The 18,856-nt window shown below is 65.2% G+C and carries 16 protein-coding genes; 12 read left to right on the top strand and 4 right to left on the bottom strand.

All coding sequences use genetic code 11. The annotated features are described in order from the left end of the window. Nucleotides 1-68: 68 nt before the first annotated feature. On the bottom strand, nucleotides 69-893 hold the full coding sequence (locus tag V2I08_RS11745; RefSeq protein ID WP_349635269.1) for a rhodanese-related sulfurtransferase: 825 nt from the start codon (nucleotides 891-893) through the stop codon (nucleotides 69-71). 67 nt (nucleotides 894-960) lie between these two features. Between V2I08_RS11745 and pdeM the strand changes: the two genes are divergently transcribed. Further along, a complete protein-coding gene (gene pdeM, locus V2I08_RS11740; RefSeq protein ID WP_349635268.1) occupies nucleotides 961-1,620 on the top strand; it encodes a ligase-associated DNA damage response endonuclease PdeM in 660 nt (219 codons plus the stop codon). A 188-nt stretch (nucleotides 1,621-1,808) separates the two neighbouring features. Then, a complete protein-coding gene (locus V2I08_RS11735; RefSeq protein WP_349635267.1) occupies nucleotides 1,809-4,610 on the top strand; it encodes a TonB-dependent receptor domain-containing protein in 2,802 nt (933 codons plus the stop codon). On the opposite strand, the gene V2I08_RS11730 is transcribed toward V2I08_RS11735, so the two are convergent. After that, on the bottom strand, nucleotides 4,588-5,322 hold the full coding sequence (locus tag V2I08_RS11730) for a YggS family pyridoxal phosphate-dependent enzyme (RefSeq protein ID WP_349635266.1): 735 nt from the start codon (nucleotides 5,320-5,322) through the stop codon (nucleotides 4,588-4,590). The two genes, V2I08_RS11735 and V2I08_RS11730, sit on opposite strands and share 23 nt — an antisense overlap. Before the next feature lie 23 nt (nucleotides 5,323-5,345). Here V2I08_RS11730 and V2I08_RS11725 point away from each other — a divergent pair, with 23 nt between their 5' ends. After that, nucleotides 5,346-5,909, top strand: coding sequence for a thiamine phosphate synthase (locus V2I08_RS11725; RefSeq protein WP_349635265.1), 564 nt, complete (start codon nucleotides 5,346-5,348; stop codon nucleotides 5,907-5,909). Between the two features lie 512 nt (nucleotides 5,910-6,421). Here the strand turns inward: V2I08_RS11725 and V2I08_RS11720 are convergent. Beyond that, entirely contained in the window at nucleotides 6,422-7,147 is a 726-nt protein-coding gene (locus V2I08_RS11720; protein ID WP_349635264.1) for a hypothetical protein, read from the bottom strand. Nucleotides 7,148-7,391: 244 nt separating this feature from the next. Here V2I08_RS11720 and V2I08_RS11715 point away from each other — a divergent pair, with 244 nt between their 5' ends. From V2I08_RS11715 to V2I08_RS11675, 9 genes are all read left to right on the top strand, one after another. Continuing rightward, complete coding sequence (locus V2I08_RS11715) at nucleotides 7,392-7,841, top strand: DUF3576 domain-containing protein (RefSeq protein ID WP_310225623.1); 450 nt, start codon at nucleotides 7,392-7,394, stop codon at nucleotides 7,839-7,841. A gap of 104 nt (nucleotides 7,842-7,945) precedes the next feature. Beyond that, nucleotides 7,946-10,474, top strand: coding sequence for a leucine--tRNA ligase (leuS, locus tag V2I08_RS11710; protein ID WP_349635272.1), 2,529 nt, complete (start codon nucleotides 7,946-7,948; stop codon nucleotides 10,472-10,474). Nucleotides 10,475-10,571: 97 nt separating this feature from the next. After that, nucleotides 10,572-11,072, top strand: coding sequence for an LPS assembly lipoprotein LptE (gene lptE / locus V2I08_RS11705; RefSeq protein ID WP_349635263.1), 501 nt, complete (start codon nucleotides 10,572-10,574; stop codon nucleotides 11,070-11,072). Continuing rightward, nucleotides 11,069-12,094: a DNA polymerase III subunit delta gene (gene holA, locus V2I08_RS11700; protein ID WP_349635262.1), complete on the top strand. Its 1,026-nt coding sequence runs from the start codon at nucleotides 11,069-11,071 to the stop codon at nucleotides 12,092-12,094. The genes lptE and holA overlap by 4 nt, the downstream gene beginning before the upstream one ends. Nucleotides 12,095-12,199: 105 nt before the next feature. Next, a complete protein-coding gene (locus V2I08_RS11695) occupies nucleotides 12,200-13,252 on the top strand; it encodes a type III polyketide synthase (RefSeq protein WP_349635271.1) in 1,053 nt (350 codons plus the stop codon). Next, nucleotides 13,249-13,923: a methyltransferase domain-containing protein gene (locus V2I08_RS11690; protein ID WP_349635261.1), complete on the top strand. Its 675-nt coding sequence runs from the start codon at nucleotides 13,249-13,251 to the stop codon at nucleotides 13,921-13,923. Before V2I08_RS11695 ends, V2I08_RS11690 begins: the two co-directional genes overlap by 4 nt. Then, nucleotides 13,920-14,996, top strand: coding sequence for an FAD-dependent oxidoreductase (locus V2I08_RS11685; RefSeq protein WP_349635260.1), 1,077 nt, complete (start codon nucleotides 13,920-13,922; stop codon nucleotides 14,994-14,996). Before V2I08_RS11690 ends, V2I08_RS11685 begins: the two co-directional genes overlap by 4 nt. Before the next feature lie 31 nt (nucleotides 14,997-15,027). Continuing rightward, a complete protein-coding gene (msrB, locus tag V2I08_RS11680; RefSeq protein WP_313924763.1) occupies nucleotides 15,028-15,429 on the top strand; it encodes a peptide-methionine (R)-S-oxide reductase MsrB in 402 nt (133 codons plus the stop codon). A gap of 117 nt (nucleotides 15,430-15,546) precedes the next feature. Beyond that, the gene (locus V2I08_RS11675) at nucleotides 15,547-17,634 is read left to right on the top strand and encodes a PBP1A family penicillin-binding protein (protein WP_349635259.1); all 2,088 of its coding nucleotides are present in this window, start codon (nucleotides 15,547-15,549) and stop codon (nucleotides 17,632-17,634) included. Between the two features lie 3 nt (nucleotides 17,635-17,637). Here the strand turns inward: V2I08_RS11675 and V2I08_RS11670 are convergent, their stop codons facing one another. Continuing rightward, nucleotides 17,638-18,627: a retroviral-like aspartic protease family protein gene (locus tag V2I08_RS11670; RefSeq protein ID WP_349635258.1), complete on the bottom strand. Its 990-nt coding sequence runs from the start codon at nucleotides 18,625-18,627 to the stop codon at nucleotides 17,638-17,640. Nucleotides 18,628-18,856 lie beyond the last annotated feature (229 nt).

Below are 18,856 nucleotides of genomic sequence, written 5' to 3'. Positions count from 1 at the left end.
TCCATCGGCACCACGATGGATTGCTTCGCTGCGCTCGCAATGACGATTCAACTTCGAGTCATCCGGCTTTAGCCTCGGTGCGGCCAGGCGCCTGACGCATCGGCCGCACATTCATGCTCGGCATCGTTGGGATAGGGCAGACCGCAGGCGCGACAGGTGCTATAGTCGCCGAGCTTCAGGCCATGGCCCACCGCGACCCGCTCGTCGAACACATAGCAATCGCCCTGCCAGCGGCTCTCGCTCTCCGGCATCTCCTCCAGATAGCGCAAGATGCCGCCCTTGAGATGATAGACATCATCGAAGCCGCGCGCCTTCACCAGGGCGGTGGATTTTTCGCAGCGTATGCCGCCGGTGCAGAACATTGCGATCTTGGGCGTCCGGCCCTGATCGCGTAGTCCCTGCGCGAAATCGTCGAACCAGCCGGGAAAGTCGCGAAAGGCACGGGTTTCCGGGTCGATCGCGCCTTCGAACGTGCCGATCGCGACCTCATAGGCGTTGCGCGTGTCGATCAGGATCGTGTCGGGATCGGCGATCAGCGCATTCCATTCGGCGGGGTCGAGATGCGTGCCTGCCTGGTTTGCGGGATCAAGGTCGCCGACGCCCAGCGTGACGATCTCCGGCTTCACCTTCACCTTCATGCGGGCGAAGGGCGCACTGTTGGCGGCAGAATATTTGACGTCGAGGTCGGCGCAGTCGGGCAGGGTGCGGATATGGGCCACCAGCGTCGCGATCGCATCGGCGCTGCCCGCGACCGTGCCGTTAATGCCTTCGCGCGCGACGATCAGCGTGCCGCAGGTGCCGAGATCGGCGCAGCGCGTGCGCAGATCGGCGGCGATGGCGTCGGGGTCGGCAAAGGTAGCGAAGCGATAAAGGGCGGCGACGGTATAGGACATGGGGGTGGCCTATAGGGCTTTGCGCCGCCTCTTGAAAGCGGGCACGGACAGGCGCATAGGCTGGGCCATGGTTCCCCTTTCGTTCGCGGGGCGCGACTTTCTGGCCCTGCCGGAAGCCGCGCTATTCTGGCCCTTGCACGGAGCGCTGCTGGTCGCCGACCTGCATTTCGAGAAGGCGAGCTGGTATGCTCGCTTCGGCCAGTTCCTGCCCCCCCATGACAGCCAGGCGACGCTGGACGTGATCGAGGCACTGGTGGCGCGGACCGGCGCGCGGGCGGTCTGGTCCTTGGGCGACAGTTTCCATGATGCCGATGGCGCGGCGCGGCTGGACCCGCAGGCGCGCGCGCGACTGGATGCGCTGACGCAGCGGCTGGATTGGACCTGGATCACCGGCAATCATGATGTCGGCGTGGCGGCGATGCCGGGGGGCCGCCGGGTCGCCGAGGCGGAGGTCGGAGGAATCTGGCTGCGGCATGAAGCGGCACCCAAGGATGTTCGGCCCGAAATATCCGGCCATTTTCATCCCAAGTTGCGTCTGTCGCTGCGCGGGCGGCATGTGGCGCGCCGCTGCTTCGTCGCGTCGCAAACCAAGCTGATTCTGCCTGCGCTCGGCGCGCTCACGGGCGGGCTGGATGCAGGTCATGGCGAGATTCGCCGGGCCGTGGGGCCGGGTGCAGCCGCGCTGGTGCCCGTTGCGGACCGAATGCTCCGCTTTCCGTTATCGTAAGGCGACGCTACGGAAACCGGAAATTAAGCCGTTGCCATTAGGCAACAGGGCATGAATATTCTGCCATCGCATCTGCAAAAAAGCGCAGAAAAGCTAGGCTCTATTGCCTTAACGCTGCTGTGGCAGCATAATCACCCGCACGTCCCGACCCGGCAAAAAGCCGCGCGGGCAGGAGAGGATTGACCATCATGACCAACAAGAGCCTTTGGGCATCGACCGCTGCGGTGATTGCGCTCGTCATGAGTGCGACCGGAGCGCAGGCGCAGGATGTTGCGGCACCACAGGCGGCCGACGAACAGGATTCGGCGGAAATCATCGTCACCGCCACCCGCCGCGCCAGTCCGCTGTCGGATGTGCCGATCGCCGTGTCCGCCGTCAGCGCGCAAGCGATGCAGAATAGCGGCGCGAGCGACATCCGCACCCTCAACCAGCTTGCGCCTTCCTTGCTCGTTTCCTCCACCGGCTCCGAAGCCAATGCATCGGCGCGCATTCGCGGTATCGGCACGGTCGGCGACAATCCCGGCCTTGAAAGCTCGGTCGCTGTGTTCATCGACGGTGTCTATCGCTCGCGCACCGGCGCAGGCCTCAACGAACTGGGCGAAATCGAGCGGGTCGAAGTGCTGCGCGGGCCGCAGGGTACCCTGTTCGGCCGCAATGCATCGGCGGGCCTCATCAACATCATCAGCAAGGCCCCCGAACAGACGTTCAGCGCGCGGGGCGAAATCACCTATGGCAATTATGATTATTGGCGCCTGTCGGGTCGCGTCACCGGGCCGGTGGCGGACGGCATTGCGCTGAGCCTCGATGGGGTATGGTCCAAGCGCGACGGCTTCTACAATCTGGTCGATGCAAGCGGCGCGAAGGTGGGTGACACCAATGATCGCAATCGCTATTTCCTGCGCGGCCAGGCACTGATCGAGCCGAATGACGATCTGTCGATCCGCCTGATCGGCGATTACACCAACCGCGATGAAAGCTGCTGCGGCGCGGCCTATACCGAAGCGCGCGAACGTCGCCCGGCCGCAGGCGGCGGCTATACCGATGCGCCGTTCAACCGCATCGCCGCGATCCTGGCAGGGCAGGGCAGCGTGATCGCTGCCGACCCCTATGATCGCAACCTCACCATCACGCCGGGCCGTGACTATGTCAGCAAGTTGAAGGATTGGGGCGTATCGGGCGAGATCAATTATGATCTGGGCGGGGTGAAGCTGACCAGCATCACCGCCTATCGCGATTATAAGTCGAGCGACCATGGCGATTATGACTATAATCGCGCCGACCTGCTCTACCGCGATCCCAACACCTATCGTCAGTTCAAGACCTTCACGCAGGAATTCCGCGCACAGGGTTCCGCCTTTGGCGACGCCCTCGACTGGCTGGTCGGTGGCTATTATGCCAATGAACGGCTGACCTTGCAGGATAATATCCGCTTCGGTGCGGACTATGGCCGTTTTGCCGCCTGCCGCCTGATGGCCGGTGCCAGCGTGAACAGCAATTTCACCGCGCAGCAACTCGCCGCCTGTGGCAGTGGCCTTGCCACCCAGCCGCTGATCGCGGGGACGCAGGCCAATCTCAACGCCGGGTTGACGGCGGCGCTGATCGGCGCGGGTCTGCCCGCTCCTGTGGCAGCCGGACAGGCGGGCGCGATCTCGACGGGTCTCGGTAATGGCCTGCGCGCGCTGGCCGCCATTCCGTCGGGCACGGGTGATACCGGGTCGATCTATCGCCAGAAGAGCGAGAATTGGGCGATCTTCACCCATAATATCGTCCACCTCACCGACCGGCTCGATCTGACGCTTGGGCTGCGCTACACTCGCGAAAGCAAGCGCTTCTCGGCCGATCTCAACAATAATAACGCGACCTGCGCCGCATTGCAGGCGTCCGCCCTGCCGGGCATCGCGACCAATCCGGCGCTGGGCAGCGCGGCGACACTGGCGGGCGGTATCCTGACCCTGGGGTGCCTGGGCAATGCGTCGACCACGCTCAATGCGCTCGACCTCAACGACAAGATAACCGATGGCGAATTGTCGGGCACGGGAGTCCTGTCCTGGAAGGCGACGAACGACCTGCTGCTCTATGGCAGCTATTCCAGGGGCTATAAGGCAGGCGGCTTCAATCTTGATCGTTTCCAATTGGGATCGACCGGTCTCAATGCCATTCCGGCGGTCTTTTCGCCCCGCAGTAATGCGGACGTCACCAGCCTGCGCTTTGCCGCAGAAAAGGTCGATGCCTTTGAAATCGGGCTGAAATTCAGCCAGCCCAAATGGAGCGCGAACATTGCCGCCTTCCGGCAGGAGTTCAAGAATTTCCAGCTCAACACCTTCAACGGCACCAGCTTTGTCGTGCAGAATATCAATGGCTGTGACAGCGCGCTGTCCGCCGCCCGCACATGCGACAGTGGCGATGTCGGGCCGGGGCTGATCAGCCAGGGCGTCGAACTGGAAATGGGCGCGACACCGGCGCGCAACTTCCGCGTGACGGGCGGCTTCACCTATGCCCAGGCGAAGTTCGCCAACCGGCTGGTGGGCAGCGGCGATGGCCGTGTGCCGCTCGATCCCGCCTTGTTCCTGTTGCCCGGATCAATCAACTCCAACGCGCCGCAGATCGTGACCACTGCCAGTGCCGCATGGACCCCGGAACTGGGATCGAGCGGCCTGTCCGCGCTCTTCTATGTCGATGGCCGTATGACCAGCGATTTCAACACCGGGTCCGACCTGTTCCCCGAAAAACGGCAGGAATCCTTCACTGTCGTTAATGCCCGCGTCGGGCTGCGGGGGCCGAACCAGCGCTGGGCGATCGAATTCTGGGGCCAGAATATCTTCAACCAGGATTATACCCAGGTGGCGTTCAGCAGCCCGCTCCAGTCGAGCAGCCCGGCGACATCAACCACGGGCCAGTTCGCCCAAGGCGCACCGATGGCCAACCAACTCATCTCCGCCTACCTCGCCGAACCGCGCACCTATGGCATCACGTTGCGGGGGAGTTTCTGATCATACCCCGCCCGCTCTTGGGCACAGGGCGGGCGGGGGTTGGACGATCGCCGAACAGGGCGGTGCCGACACGAATATCGGTCGCGCCCAGCATGATGGCGGTTTCATAATCGCCTGACATGCCCATCGACAGGCGCGGGAGGCCCTCCTCCCGCGCCATTTTTGCGAGCAGCGCGAAATAGGGGGCGGGTTCGACATCCGCAGGCGGGACGGCCATGAGGCCAAGCAGGGGGATATCCGCATCGCGCGCGGCGGCGATCAGCGCGGGTACGTCGGCGATGGCGCAACCGCCCTTCTGCGCCTCCGCGCCGATATTGACCTGGATATAGCAGGGGACGCGCTTGCCCGCTGCGTCCATCGCCTTGGTGAGCGCGATCAGGAGCGAGGGGCGATCGAGGCTGTGGATAACATCGAACAGCGCGACCGCATCGGCCGCCTTGTTGGATTGCAACTGACCGACCAGATGCAGCGCGATGTCGGGATGCTCTTCACGCAGGGCGGGCCATTTCTCCTGGCTTTCCTGCACCCGATTTTCGCCGAACACCCGCTGCCCCGCCGCGATCAGCGGTCGGATGGCGTCGGCGCTCTGCGTCTTGGACACCGCGATCAGGGTGATATCGTCGCCGCTGCGATCGGTCAGGCGCGCAGCCCGATCAATGGCGTCGCGCAGGGCGGAGAGGCGGAGGGCGGCTTGCGGGCTGTCGGTCGTCATGCGCGCTGCTATAGGACAGGGTCATGACCCGCCGCCACCGCAAAAAACTGCCGACGATCTGGCTGATGACCGATGAGCGGGTCGCGGACGCGGCGTTGCTGGTGGCGGTTGCGCGCTTGCCCAAGGGGCGCGCGGGCATAGTGTTCCGACATTATAGGACCGGGGAAAAGGCGCGGCGTGCGTTGTTCGACGCGGTGCGCGTTCTGGCGCGCCGACGGCGGCTGGTGCTGCTGCTGGCGGGCGAGGGGCGGACGGCGGCCGCGTGGCGGGCCGATGGCTGGCACGGGCGCGACACGCGGCGAGTGGTGCGGCCAATGCTGCACAGCATGGCGGCGCATGATGTGCGGGAGGTTTTGGCGGCGCGGCGGGGCAGGGCGGACCTGCTATTCGTATCGCCGCTCTTCCCGACCCGGTCGCATCCGGGGGCCGGGTGTCTGGGGCGGGCACGCTTCGCCGCCTTGGCGCGGCAGGCTGACGTGCCGGTAATGGCGCTCGGCGGGGTCAAGCCGGGACATCGGCGCATGCTGCGCGGCATCGGGGCGGATGGCTGGGCGGCGATTGATGGGTTGGTGGGTGGTGGTGTCTGATCGGCTCAGGCGCGTCCTGCATCGGTGTAGCCGACATTGGCAGGTGGTCCGGGATGTGAGAATATGCGTCCGTGTCGATGCGCTTGCTTCAAATAGCCGCTCTATGCCTGCTGGGCGGGCTTTACTGGCAGGTTATATGCCAGGTTACAGGTGTCCGGGAACCGTGGGACGCAGGTGATTACTGGACGCTTTGGTATCCCGTCTCGCTGGCGCTGTCTGGGGTAGCTGGGTGGTTATGCAGAGGTCATAGCTGGTCGGCAGGGTTGTTGCTTACCTTCGCCCAGCTTCCCATCCTATGGATAAACAATGGCACCGGCACCTTGTGGGCGGTCGGTGTTCTTTATCTGTGTGTGTTAGCTGTGCCTGCCATCACCATTTCCGCATTGACGGGCTGGTTCGCAGATCGCGCACGATCACGGTCTGACATAAAACGCCAATTCTGAAAGGACGAATCAGCCGGCGCGGTTGACCATCAGATCAACCGCCGACCCTTCACCCAACCCGCAGGCCGATCAGAATTTGAAGATGGTGCCCAGATAGACGGCCTGGCTGTCCTGCCGGTCGTCGGTCATCGGGGTCAGGCGGCCCACGCCATTATTATTGTAACGCACGCCCGCCGTGACGTTCAGGTTGCGCGTCAGCGAATAAGAGCTGGCGAGATCCAGCGAATAATCCTTCTCCGTGGCGGTCGTGGGCGCAGCGGCGACGGCATCGCGACGGGTTTCGATCAGCATCTTGGTGCTGAAGCGATCCTTCTTATTCTCGTTCAGAGAGAAATTCTTGGCATCGACCATGGTTTCGACCGGCACGGGGTCAAGCGCCTTGCGGCCCACTGATTCGGGCAGGGCGAATTTGCGCCAGTTCTGCGCACCGTTCAGGCTGAACGCGACCGGCTTGATGTCGATCGGGTCGATCGTGCGAGTCACGGGAACACGCTCGCTGCTGGCACGGACCATCACGGTGATCGACCGCTCGCCACTCAGCGAACCGCTGGTCGGCGTGAAGCGGAAGCCTTCGCGGCTGGCCGATGCTGCGATTTTCGCATAAGCGGCCGCCAGCCGGGGGTCTTTGGTCGTGGGGGTGAAGGAAGAGATGCTGCCCAGCGCGCCGAGCGACACGGGCGCGTCGATCTGCATCTTAACGAGCTTGCTCACTGCGCCGATCGCAGGAGACAGCATGAAGCCGGTCACGGTCAGTGCCGCTCCCGCCAACGCTAAATGTCCCCTTTTCACGCGCATGACCCGATTCTCGCCCCCATTCACTTGTTATGTGTAACGCTCTACACGCGGAAAGCCTCCATTGGCTAGGGGGAGCAGGGCTTTTTGTCGGAGCTGTTGCAAGGAACACACAGAGTTTCGAACGGCAGCGGTAGTGCGCCGAAACGAGGATCGCCGCGTCCCGACGCAGCGCCCCTTGCCCAACGCTGCACGGCCACTATAGAAGCAGCCTGTTTTTCGTCATTTTCAAGCTAGGACATGCCTGATGGTCCGCCGTCTACCCGCTCCTGTTTCCGCCGGCCTGTTGCTGGTCGCGCTTCTGCCGTTGGCCGCCTGCGGTGGCGGGTCAAAGGGTCGGCCCAAGGCGGACCTCGCCGCGTCGAAGGTGACGACGATCGGCGTCAACGCCTATCTGTGGCGCGCGGCGCTCGACACGATTTCCTTCATGCCGCTGGTGCAGACCGATTCGAACGGTGGCGTCATCGTGACCGATTGGTATGCCAACCCCAACAGCCCCAATGAGCGGATGAAGCTGACCGTGTCGATCCTGGACCAGGATCTGCGCGCCGACGCGCTGCGCGTCGCGGCCAGCCGCCAGGTGAGCCAGAATGGCCAATGGCTCGACGCGCCGGTCAAGGCGGCGACCGTGCAGAAGTTGGAAGAGGTGATCCTGACCAAGGCCCGCGACCTGCGCCGCACGTCGATTGGCGGCTGATTCTTCTTCGCTTGGGCGGCGCGCAGGCACCGCCCTTGTTTTTTGACGGTTCGGGGCTGGGCTTGCAAAGGCCCAGCCCCCTCGCATTTGGGTAGGACGTGAACATGCAAAGGCGCTTCAATCCGCTGGAGGCCGACGCCCGCTGGCAGGCGATCTGGGACGAGAAGCAGAGCTTCAAGGCCGACGATATGTCGGACAAGCCGCGCAGCTATGTGCTGGAGATGTTCCCCTATCCGTCGGGCCGCATCCATATCGGCCATGTCCGCAACTATTCGATGGGCGACGTGCTGGCGCGATTCCGCCGGATGACGGGGCATGAAGTGCTGCACCCGATGGGCTGGGACGCCTTTGGCATGCCGGCCGAAAATGCCGCGATGGAGAAAAAGGTTCATCCCGGCAAATGGACCTATGAGAATATCGCCAACATGAAGGCGCAGCTCAAGAAACTGGGCTTTGCGCTGGATTGGAGCCGCGAACTCGCGACCTGCCACCCTGATTATTATGGCCATGAACAGGCGCTGTTCCTGGACATGCTGGAGGCGGGCCTCGTCTACCGCAAGGAAAGCGCGGTCAATTGGGACCCGGTCGACATGACCGTGCTGGCCAATGAGCAGGTGATCGACGGCAAGGGCTGGCGGTCGGGTGCGACGGTCGAGAAGCGCAAGCTGTCCCAATGGTTCCTGAAAATCACCCAGTTCGCCGATGATCTGCTGGAAGGGCTGAAAGGCCTCGACCAATGGCCCGAAAAGGTGCGGACGATGCAGGAAAACTGGATCGGCAAGTCGGTCGGCCTGCAATTCCATTTCAAGCCGGTTGCGCCGTTCGACCAAGCGATCGAGGTCTATTCGACCCGGCCCGACACGATCTTCGGCGCCAGCTTCGTCGCGATCGCCGCCGATCATCCTGTTGCGCAGCAGGTTGCGGCCGGAAGCCCGGACGCGCAGGCCTTCATCGATCTGTGCAAGGCGGGCGGAACGACCGCGGCCGAGCTGGAAACGGCGGAGAAGCTGGGCTTCGACACCGGCCTGACCGTTACGCATCCGTTCGATCCCGACTGGCAGTTGCCCGTGTTCATCGCGAACTTCGTGCTGATGGATTATGGCACCGGCGCAGTGATGGGCGTGCCCGCGCATGACCAGCGCGACCTCGACTTCGCGCGCAAATATATGCTGCCCGTCGAACGTGTCGTGGCTGCGGAGGCCGACGAAGCCAAGCCGATCCATAACGAAGCCTATGTCGGGCCGGGCAGGCTGGTGAACAGCCGCTTCCTGGACGGCATGAGCGTGGAGGACGCGAAGGCTGCCGTCATCGCGCGGGCGCAAGGCGAAGGCTGGGGCGCGGGCAAGACCGTATTCCGCCTGCGCGACTGGGGCGTGTCGCGCCAGCGTTATTGGGGCACACCGATCCCGGTGATCCATTGCGAGACCTGCGGCGCGGTGCCGGTGCCCAAGGATCAGTTGCCGGTCGTGCTGCCCGACGATGTGACCTTCGACATTCCGGGCAACCCGCTCGACCGGCACCCGACCTGGAAGCATGTCGACTGCCCCAATTGCGGCAAGGCGGCGGTGCGCGAGACCGACACGCTCGATACGTTCGCGGATTCGAGCTGGTATTTCATCCGCTTCGCCAGCCAGCCCAAAGACAAGCCGTTCGACCGCGCGACGGTCGAAAAATGGCTGCCGGTGGGCCAATATATTGGCGGGGTCGAACATGCGATCCTGCACCTGCTCTACGCGCGCTTCTGGACGCGCGCCTTGCAGCATATGGGGCAGTTGGGCTTTGCCGAGCCGTTCACTGGCCTGTTCACGCAGGGTATGGTGACGCATGAGACCTATAGCCGGGAGCAGGGCGAGGGCTTGCCGCCGGTTTATTTCGCGCCGGGCGAGATCGAACGGGCTGCCGATGGCGCGACCCTGATCGCGGACAAGGCACCGGTCGAGGTTGGCCGCGTCGTCAAAATGTCCAAGTCCAAGAAGAATGTCGTCGATCCCGATGACATCATCGCCCAATATGGCGCGGACGCGGTGCGCTGGTTCATGCTGTCGGACAGCCCGCCCGAACGCGACCTGCCCTGGACCGAAAGCGGGATCGAGGGATCGTGGCGCTTCGTCAACCGCTTGTGGCGTCTGTTTGGCCAGATCGAGGCCGGGGCGGAAGGCACGGACAAGGCGCTCGACCGCAAGCTGCACCAGACGATCGACGGTATCGCCAGGGATATCGAGGCGCTGTCCTTCAACAAGGCGGTCGCCAAAATCTATGAACTGGCCAACGCGGTTGAGAAAGCCGCGCCGTCCGCATCGCGCAACGCCGCTATCCGCGCGCTGGCCCTGCTGGTCGCGCCGATGACGCCGCATCTCGCCGAAGAAGCCTGGGCCGATATGGGCGAAACCGGCCTGATCGCCGATGCCGCCTGGCCCACGGTCGATCCGGCTTTGCTGGTCGATGATGAAGTGACGATTGCCTGCCAGGTGATGGGCAAGCTGCGCGACACCATCACCGTGCCCAAGGGGACGGCGAAAGACGAACTGGAGCGACTCGCGCTCGCGGCCCCCAATGTCATGCGGATATTGGATGGCGCGACGCCGAAGAAGATCATCGTCGTGCCGGATCGTCTGGTGAATCTGGTTATTTAGGTGCAAACCCGTTCGCCCTGAGCGAAGTCGAAGCAGCTTCGCTCCGCTCAGCAAAGGGCTTCGACAAGCTCAGCCCGAACGGATAAGGGTTCTGGTCATGAAGCGTCTCCTCCCCCTTCTCGCCATCCCGCTCCTGCTGACCGGCTGCGGCCTCCGCCCGGTCTATGGCGGTGGATCGCAGGGCGTAGTCGCGCAGGCGTTGGGCAATGTCGATGTCGCGCCGATCGAAGGGCGCGGCGGCTGGTTGGTCCGCAATGCGCTCAACGATCGGCTGGGGGCTATGAGTGGCGGTAGCGGCCCGCGCTACAAACTTGTGGTGAAGCTGGACGACGAGATCACTGGCTTCGGCTTGCGCGCCGACGCCGCCGTCACCCGCGAACGGCGCACCCTGCGCGCGCGCTATCAGTTGATCGACGAAGCGACTGGCGCGCAAATCCTCGACGACACCGCCGGGTCGGACGCCGGCATCGACGTCACGTCGAGCGAATATGCGACGATCGCGGCGGAAGATACCGCGCTGGAGCGGCTGTCGCAGACGGTGGCGGACCAGATCGTCACCCGGCTCGCGCTGTTTTCGCGCAAGGCGGCCAATCCTTGAAGGCCAATCGCGGCCAGATCGAAAAGGCGCTCGACGCCCCGCCTGCTGACGTCCGCTTCTTCCTGCTCTACGGGCCCGACGATGCGGGCAGCCAGGCGCTGCTCAAGCGGCTGGAGCGGGCGATGGGGCCGCAGGCCGAACGCATCGACCTCGATGGGTCGACGCTGCGCGACGACCCCGCCCGGCTGGCGGATGAGGCGGCGTCCTTTTCCATGTTCGGCGATCGGCGCTGGATTCGCGTTAGCGGCATGGGCGAGGAATCGCTGCCCGCCTTGACCGCGCTGCTCGAAAGCCCCGCGGCGGGCAATCCGGTCGTGGCGGTCGCGGGCGCGCTCAAGGCCACGTCCAAGCTGCTCAAGCTGGCGCTGGACCATAAGGCGACATTGGCATTCATCTCCTACCAGCCGGACGCGCGCGAGGCCGAGCAGATCGCCATCGCCATCGCCCGCGAAGGCGGCCTGCGCCTCTCGTCGGACCTAGCCCGGCGGATCGTGGCGCTCGCCAATGGGGATCGCGCGCTGATGCAGGGCGAGGTCGAGAAGCTGATCCTCTATCTCGACGCCGCGCCCGACCGGCCGTGCGAAGCGACGGCGGAGGCGCTGGACGCGCTGTCAGCGGACAATCCCGATACGGAGGTCGCGCCGCTGGTCAACGCGGTGCTGGGTGGTGACCTAAAGGCCATGCACCATGAACTGACGCGGCTTCAGGAAACCAGCACGGCGATGGCCTCGGTCATCCGTCCGCTGATGACCCGCGCGATGCTGATCGCCAATATCCGCACCAGTTTCGACGCCAGCGGACGGTTGGAAACGGCGATGGAGGCGGCGGGCAAGGCCGTGTTCTGGAAGGAAAAAGGGCTGGTGTCCCGCCAGGTGCGGCTGTGGGACAGCCATGGCATCGCGCGCGTGATCCAGCGCTTGCTGGAGGCAGAGCGCGCAACCCGGTCGGGCCGGGGCACCGGCGATCTGCTGGTGCGCCACGAATTGCTGACCATCGCGCGTCAGGCGGCGCGGGAACGATAGGGCGGGAACGATAGGGCGGGTCTGGGCGCTTTGAAGGGCTGAACAGGTCGCGACTTGGTGGTATGACCGGCCCACCGCGTCCGCGCGCAACAAAGGCAGCGCATCATTTCCCTTCCCGCCACGATCCACGCCATCGGCACGGCCGTCCCGGACACCGACATCCACCCGGCCTTCATCGATTGGGCGGGCGAACGGATCGCCGACCCGCGCGAACGGGCTTTGTTCACGCGCATGGCGCAGCGCAGCGGGATCGACCATCGCTGGTCGGTGCTGGACGGCTGCACCGGATCGCCGACCGCGCAGGGCGGCTTTTACGGCGGGCCATGGCCGACCACGGCGCAGCGCATGGCCATCTATGCCGACGCCGCGCCGATGCTGGCCACGCGCGCGGTGGCCGCGCTGGCGGATCAGGTGGCGATCGACGGCATCACCCATCTGGTGGTGGCCAGTTGCACCGGCTTTATCGCGCCGGGAATCGACCAGAAGCTGGTGACGATGCTGGGGCTGGACCCGACGGTCGAGCGACTGATGGTCGGCTATATGGGCTGCTATGCCGCGATCGTCGCGCTGCGGTCCGCGCGCCATATCGTGCGATCGGAACCGGATGCGCGGGTACTGGTCGTGTGTGTGGAACTGAGCAGCCTGCATTTGCAAGACGATGCGCGGGTCGAACCGTTGCTGGCGATGCTGCAATTTGGTGATGGCGCGGCGGCGGCGCTGGTCAGCGCGGGGCCGGGCGGCATTGCGCTCGGCCAGCCTTTCGCCATGACCGTGCCCGATACGGAGGCGCTGATCCGCTGGGATCTGGGTGATCATGGTTTCGCCATGCATTTGTCGGGCGAAGTGCCCGGCGCGATCGCGCAGGCGTTGGCGGGCACGATCACCTTGCCGATTCCTGCGAGCAGCGTCGATCTTTGGGCGGTTCATGCAGGGGGCCGTTCGATCCTCGACGCGGTGGCGCGCGCGCTTAATCTCGCCCCCGACGCGCTCGACCATAGCCGGGCGGTGCTGCGCGCGTTCGGCAATATGTCCTCGGCGACGCTGATGTTCGTGCTGGCGCGGATATTGGCGGGCGATGCGCGCGGGCAGGGGATGGCGCTGGCCTTTGGGCCGGGGCTTGCGGCCGAAGGCCTGACCTTCCACCGGGCGGACGCATGAAGCGCTCGCTGGCGCAGGAGCAGATGGATGCAGCCGACCTGCCCGAAGCCGTCTATGCGCGGGTGCTGGCCGATCTCGACCGGGTCAATCGCGTCACGCTGGCGGCGCGGCCGACGCTCCGCTTTCTCGATCGCGCGGTGACCGGCCCGTTCCGGCTGCTTGACGTTGGCTATGGCGATGGCGGGATGCTGCGGCGGATCGCGGCCTGGGCGAAGCGGCGCGGCATCGCCTGCACGCTTGTCGGCATCGATCTCAACCCGCGCAGCCAGGCCGTGGCGCAGGCGCGCACCGATCCGGCGCTGGCCATCGACTATCGCACCGGCGACTATGCTGCGCTGGTGGATGAACCATGGGACATCATTATCTCCAGCCTGGTCACCCACCATATGGACGAGGCGGAGCGGCTGGTGTTTCTGCATTTCATGGAGGATCAGGCGCGCATGGGATGGTTCGTCAACGACCTGCATCGCCACGGCTTTGCCTATCATGGCTATCCGCTGCTCGCCCGCCTGCTGGGCGTTCATCCGATCGTCCGCGCCGACGGGCAATTGTCGATCGCGCGCAGCTTCGTGCCCGGCGAATGGCGAGCGATGCTGGCGGCGGCTAACATTGGGGACGCGCGCATCAAGCGTGTCTTCCCCTTCCGGCTCTGCGTCGCCCGGCAAAAATGACGCCGCCGCTGATCCTCGGCGCAGGTCCGGCAGGCGCGGCAGCAGCGCTGCGGCTGGCGCGGTTGGGGGCGGAGCCGCTGCTGATTGATCGGCAGCAGGTGCCGGGGGATGCGCTGTGCGGCGGGTTTCTTAGCTGGGCGACGATCGCGCAGATTGAGGCGCTGGGCATCGACGCAGCTATGCTCGGCGGCCACCGGATCGACCGGCTGGCACTGTTCGCAGGCGGGCGGGAGATTGCGTTGCCGCTCCCCGCGCCCGGCATGGGGCTGTCGCGGCACCGGCTCGACACGCTGCTGCGCGCCGCCGCGATCGACGCAGGCGTGACCTTCCGGCTCGGTCATGCGGTGCGGACGCTGACGCCGACCGCGATCACCCTCGATGATGGGCAGGCGCTCGACTGGGACAGCCTGTTCCTCGCCACGGGCAAGCATGATGTGCGTGGCGCGGTGCGACCCCGTGACGGCGCAGACCCCGAACTCGGCCTGCGGCTGCGCCTGCCCGCCAGTCCCGCGCGCCAACGCCTGATCGGTGGCCGGATCGAGCTGCACTGGGTCGAGGGCGGCTATGTCGGCCTGTTGTTGCAGGAGGATGGCAGCGCCAATCTGTGCATGGCCGTGCGCAAGAGCCGCTTGATCGCAGCGGGTGGCCGTCCGCTTGGCCTGATCACGGCGCTGGCGGATCGTTCGCCCGCGCTGGCCGATCGGCTGGGGGATGTGTCCGCCGCTGGCAGCGTCGATGCGATCGGCGATGTCCCCTATGGCTGGCGCGCGACCACGACCTGGCCGGGCCTTTACCGGCTTGGCGATCAGGCGGCGGTGATCCCGTCGCTGGCGGGGGAGGGGATCGGCATTGCGCTCGCCAGCGCGGCAGAGGCCGTGACGCAATGGCAGGCGCAGGGACGCAATGGTGCAGAGCGTTACCAGCGCCATTTCGCGCGGCGAGCGCTGCTGCCCTTGCGCGCGGCGGCGGGGTTTCGCGCGCTGGGGCGCTATCCCGGCCTGCTCCGTGTCCTGAGCGCAACACCGGGGGCTGCAAGGCTCGCCATGCGCCTCACCCGCATCGCGGATGCTTGATCGACGCGCTCTGCGCACCCATATTGCCGCCATGGAAAAGCTGACCCTGACCGATGCGGAATGGCGCGCGCGCCTTTCGCCCGAACGCTATCATGTACTGCGCGAAGGCGGCACCGAGCGGGCCTTTACCGGCAATCTGAACGCCAACAAGGTCGATGGCCGCTATTATTGCGCGGGCTGCGGCACCGAATTGTTCGATGCCGAGGAAAAATATGACAGCGGCTCCGGCTGGCCCAGTTTCACCGCGCCAGTGGACATCGACGCGGTCGAGGAAATCCGCGACGTCAGCCACGGCATGGTCCGCACCGAGGTCCGCTGCGCCAAATGTGACGGGCATCTGGGCCATGTCTTTCCCGATGGTCCGGGCGTCAACGGGCTGCGCTATTGCATGAACAGCGCCTCGCTCGACTTCAAACCGCGCCAGGACGACTGATCGTTCATCGTCCGTAAAGCGGCCATCGTCATGGAGACGGCCACGGCATTTTTCCCGGCAAAGCGTCTAAATCACGCTGGCCGGGGCCGGGATTAGCGCGTATCCGGGGCGGCACAGATGGCAGGATCAGGCAAGAGCAAGGGCGCGCCCAGCCGCGCGAAGACATGGGCGCTGCGCACGGTGAAGATCGGCGTGGCGGCAGCGGTGGCGGGCCTTTTGGCGATCGTGATCGCGGTCGTCTTCGCGCTCCAGTCGCTCCCTGATTATGGCAGCCTCAAATCCTCCCCCAATGGCCAGATGATCCGCGTTCATGCCGCCGACGGCAGCGTGATTGTGTCGCTGGGGCCGAGTTTTGGCCGCTGGCTCGACTATGATCAGATCCCGCAAGTGATGATCGACGCGATGGTATCGACCGAAGACAAGCGTTTCTATCATCATCCCGGCGTCGATCCCGTCGGTATGGCGCGCGCGGCGTGGGTCGCGGTCGAAAATCGCGGCACCGGCCGTCGTCTGCAGGGCGCATCGACCATCACCCAGCAGGTGACGCGCAACATCTTCCTCAACAACAGCTATAGTTTCGGTCGCAAGATCCGCGAGATGGTGCTGGCCCTGGCGCTGGAGCGTAAATTTTCCAAACGGCAGATCCTCGAACTGTACCTCAACAAAGTCTATTTCGGCGGCGGCGCCTATGGCATCGACGCGGCCAGCCGCAAATTTTTCGGTCATCCCGCCACGACGCTCGACCTGCCCGAAGCGGCGATCATTGCAGGGCTGGTGAAGGCCCCGTCCAGCTATTCGCCTACCGCCGACGCGGAAGCCGCCCTTGGTCGCGCGGGCGTGGTGCTTGATCTGATGGTGCAAAATGGCGTCATCAGCGCGGCGGACAAGGCCGCGGCGGACATTGCCAATGTCGCGCTCGCGCCCGAACCGCCGCAGAACAGCGTACGCTATTTCACGGACTGGGCGCTGCCGCAACTTGATGTGCTGATCGACGAGTCCAGCGAACCACTGGAAGTCTACACCACCATCGACCTCACCATGCAGAAAGCGGCGACAGCGGCGATCAAGGCCAATGTGCCGTCTGGCACGCAGGGTGCGCTGGTCAGCCTGGACCGCGATGGCGCGGTGCGGGCGCTGGTCGGCGGCCTCGATTATGTGACGTCCAATTATAATCGCGCGACCACAGCGACCCGGCAGCCAGGGTCGGCGTGGAAGATCTTTGTCTATATGGCCGCGCTGGAGGCGGGCTATACGCCGGATACCGGCGTCACCGACGAGCCGGTGGACATCAACGGCTGGAAGCCACGCAACAGTTCCGGGCGTTTTTCGGGCGATATCGATATCCGCACCGCTTTTGCCTATTCGATCAACACCGTCGCGGCGAAGCTGGGCGTCGAGGTCGGCTTTCCGACCGTCGCCGACATGGCCCGCCGCTTTGGCGTGACGACGCCGATCAACACCCACCCCTCGATGGTGCTGGGCACGTCCGACGTCCGCCTGATCGACATGACCCGCGCCTTCGCCTCGATCGCGCGCAAGGGCATCGCCGTCACCCCCTACGGCATTACCAAGGTGACGACGGCGGACGGTCGCCTTCTCTACGAGCATCAGGACGACACCAGCCGCGTGCTGGTCGCGCCATGGGTCGCGGCGGGTATGACCGACCTGATGCAGACCGCCGTGTCCACCGGCACCGGCAAGGCGGCGCAGATCGGTCGCCCGGTCGCGGGCAAGACCGGCACGACCAGCAGCAACAAGGATGGCTGGTTCTTGGGCTTTTCCAGCGGCATCACGACCGGCGTATGGATGGGCCGCGACGATGCGCGCGCGGTGGGCGTGTTGCAGGGCGGCCGTGCCCCGGCCCGCGCCTTTGCCGACTATATGAAGGTCGCCGTGGCTAAACGCCCCGTGGAACAGTTTGAAACCCAGGTGACCCTGCCCGAATGGCAATTGGAGCCGGACGAGGAAGCCTATTATGGCACCCCCGATGGCGAGGCCGAGGGCGGCATGATGGTGGATGAAAACGGCCTTCCCATCGAACGCCCGCGCCGATCCGCACGAGGCGAGGAAGCCGATGACCAGCAAATGGAAATCGACCCCGAAGACCGGCCACAGCCCCAGCAGCTCGACCAGCAATGGATCGACAATGTGCTGGGCCGCGACCGGCAGCGACAGCCGCCGCCCCGCCCGGTCCCGACCCCCTGATCGCTATCCTTTGGGTGGTATGATCGCCGCCAACTGCGTCCTCTCCAACTCGCTCGCATCGGGCAGCAAAAAGTCGACCTTGCCCCGGCCGAAGTCGATCGCCACCCGGTCGAACAGGCGCAGCGCGCTGATGCCCAGCAGCAGCGCGGGCTTGTCAGCCATGCCCAGCTCCGCAAAGGGGCTGGCATCGACGAACAGCACTGGCACGTCGATCAGGTTGACCCGGCCCATCTTCACGGACTTGATCCGACCCACCTCTCCGCTCAGCGTCCCGCCGGTCACGCTGGTCAGCGACGCGGTGAGCAATTCGGGCGCGCGCTTCTTGGCGATCAGCTTATTGCGCAACGCCATATTGCCGATGCTGAAGTCCGTGCCGGTGTCGAGCATGATGGCGACGCGCATCCCGTTCACGTCGGAATCGAGCAGGATCAACTGACCGCGTTTGCGCCGCGCCTCCACCACGATCGTATCGGGATCGACGCTGATGGGGCGGCGGGCGTTGCTGCTGGCGATGGCCATCTGCCCGCTGCGGAAATCCAGCGTCACCCGCTTGGCGTGCAGGCTGTCCAGCCCCAGCAGGCCCGGTGCACCCAGATGCTCGCCCTCCAGCACCGGGGCTTCGATATCGTCGATCGTGCCGCCCGCAAAGCCCAGCCGCGGCACCGCCACCGTCGTCGCTTCCGACCGGCCGGTCATGCTGATGATCGTGACATTGGTGCGCGCGGGCAGGGCCAGCCGCTCCGCCAGGTCGCGTGCGATCACGGTGCGCTGCGACCCGGTATCGATGATGAAGTTCCACGGCCCCTTGCCATCGATATGGATGGGGATCGTCACCCGCGCATCGAGCGAAGGGCCGGTGCGGACGATGGCGGGCGGAATGTCGGGGTCGAGCGCGGGCACATCCTGCGCGGCCAATGGCATCCAGGCCGTCGCCAGCCCGATCGCCAGTCCCGCGAGGCGCACGGCGCGCAGCCCTGCGCGGTGCCGTCCCATGTCCGCATCCTTTCCGCTTATCTTATGATCCTCCCATAGCATGAATCCCGGTCATCGCGCCAGCGCCACCCTTGACCCCGAATCGCCGCTACACCGCGCTGTCCGCTATCTTTCGGCGCAGTCCTGCCTTGACTTGGCGGGCCGCGCCTCGCTAAATGCGCGCATGATCGACCTTGCCTGTTCGCGGCAAGCGTCTGGCAGCGTCCTGCTCGCCTGTTTCTCGCCGTTT

The sequence above is a fragment of the Sphingobium sp. MK2 genome, assembly GCF_040170545.1.
Taxonomy (GTDB): Bacteria; Pseudomonadota; Alphaproteobacteria; order Sphingomonadales; family Sphingomonadaceae; genus Sphingobium.
Note: the sequence above shows the minus strand (reverse complement) of the source record. Positions and strands in the feature narration are given on the sequence as shown.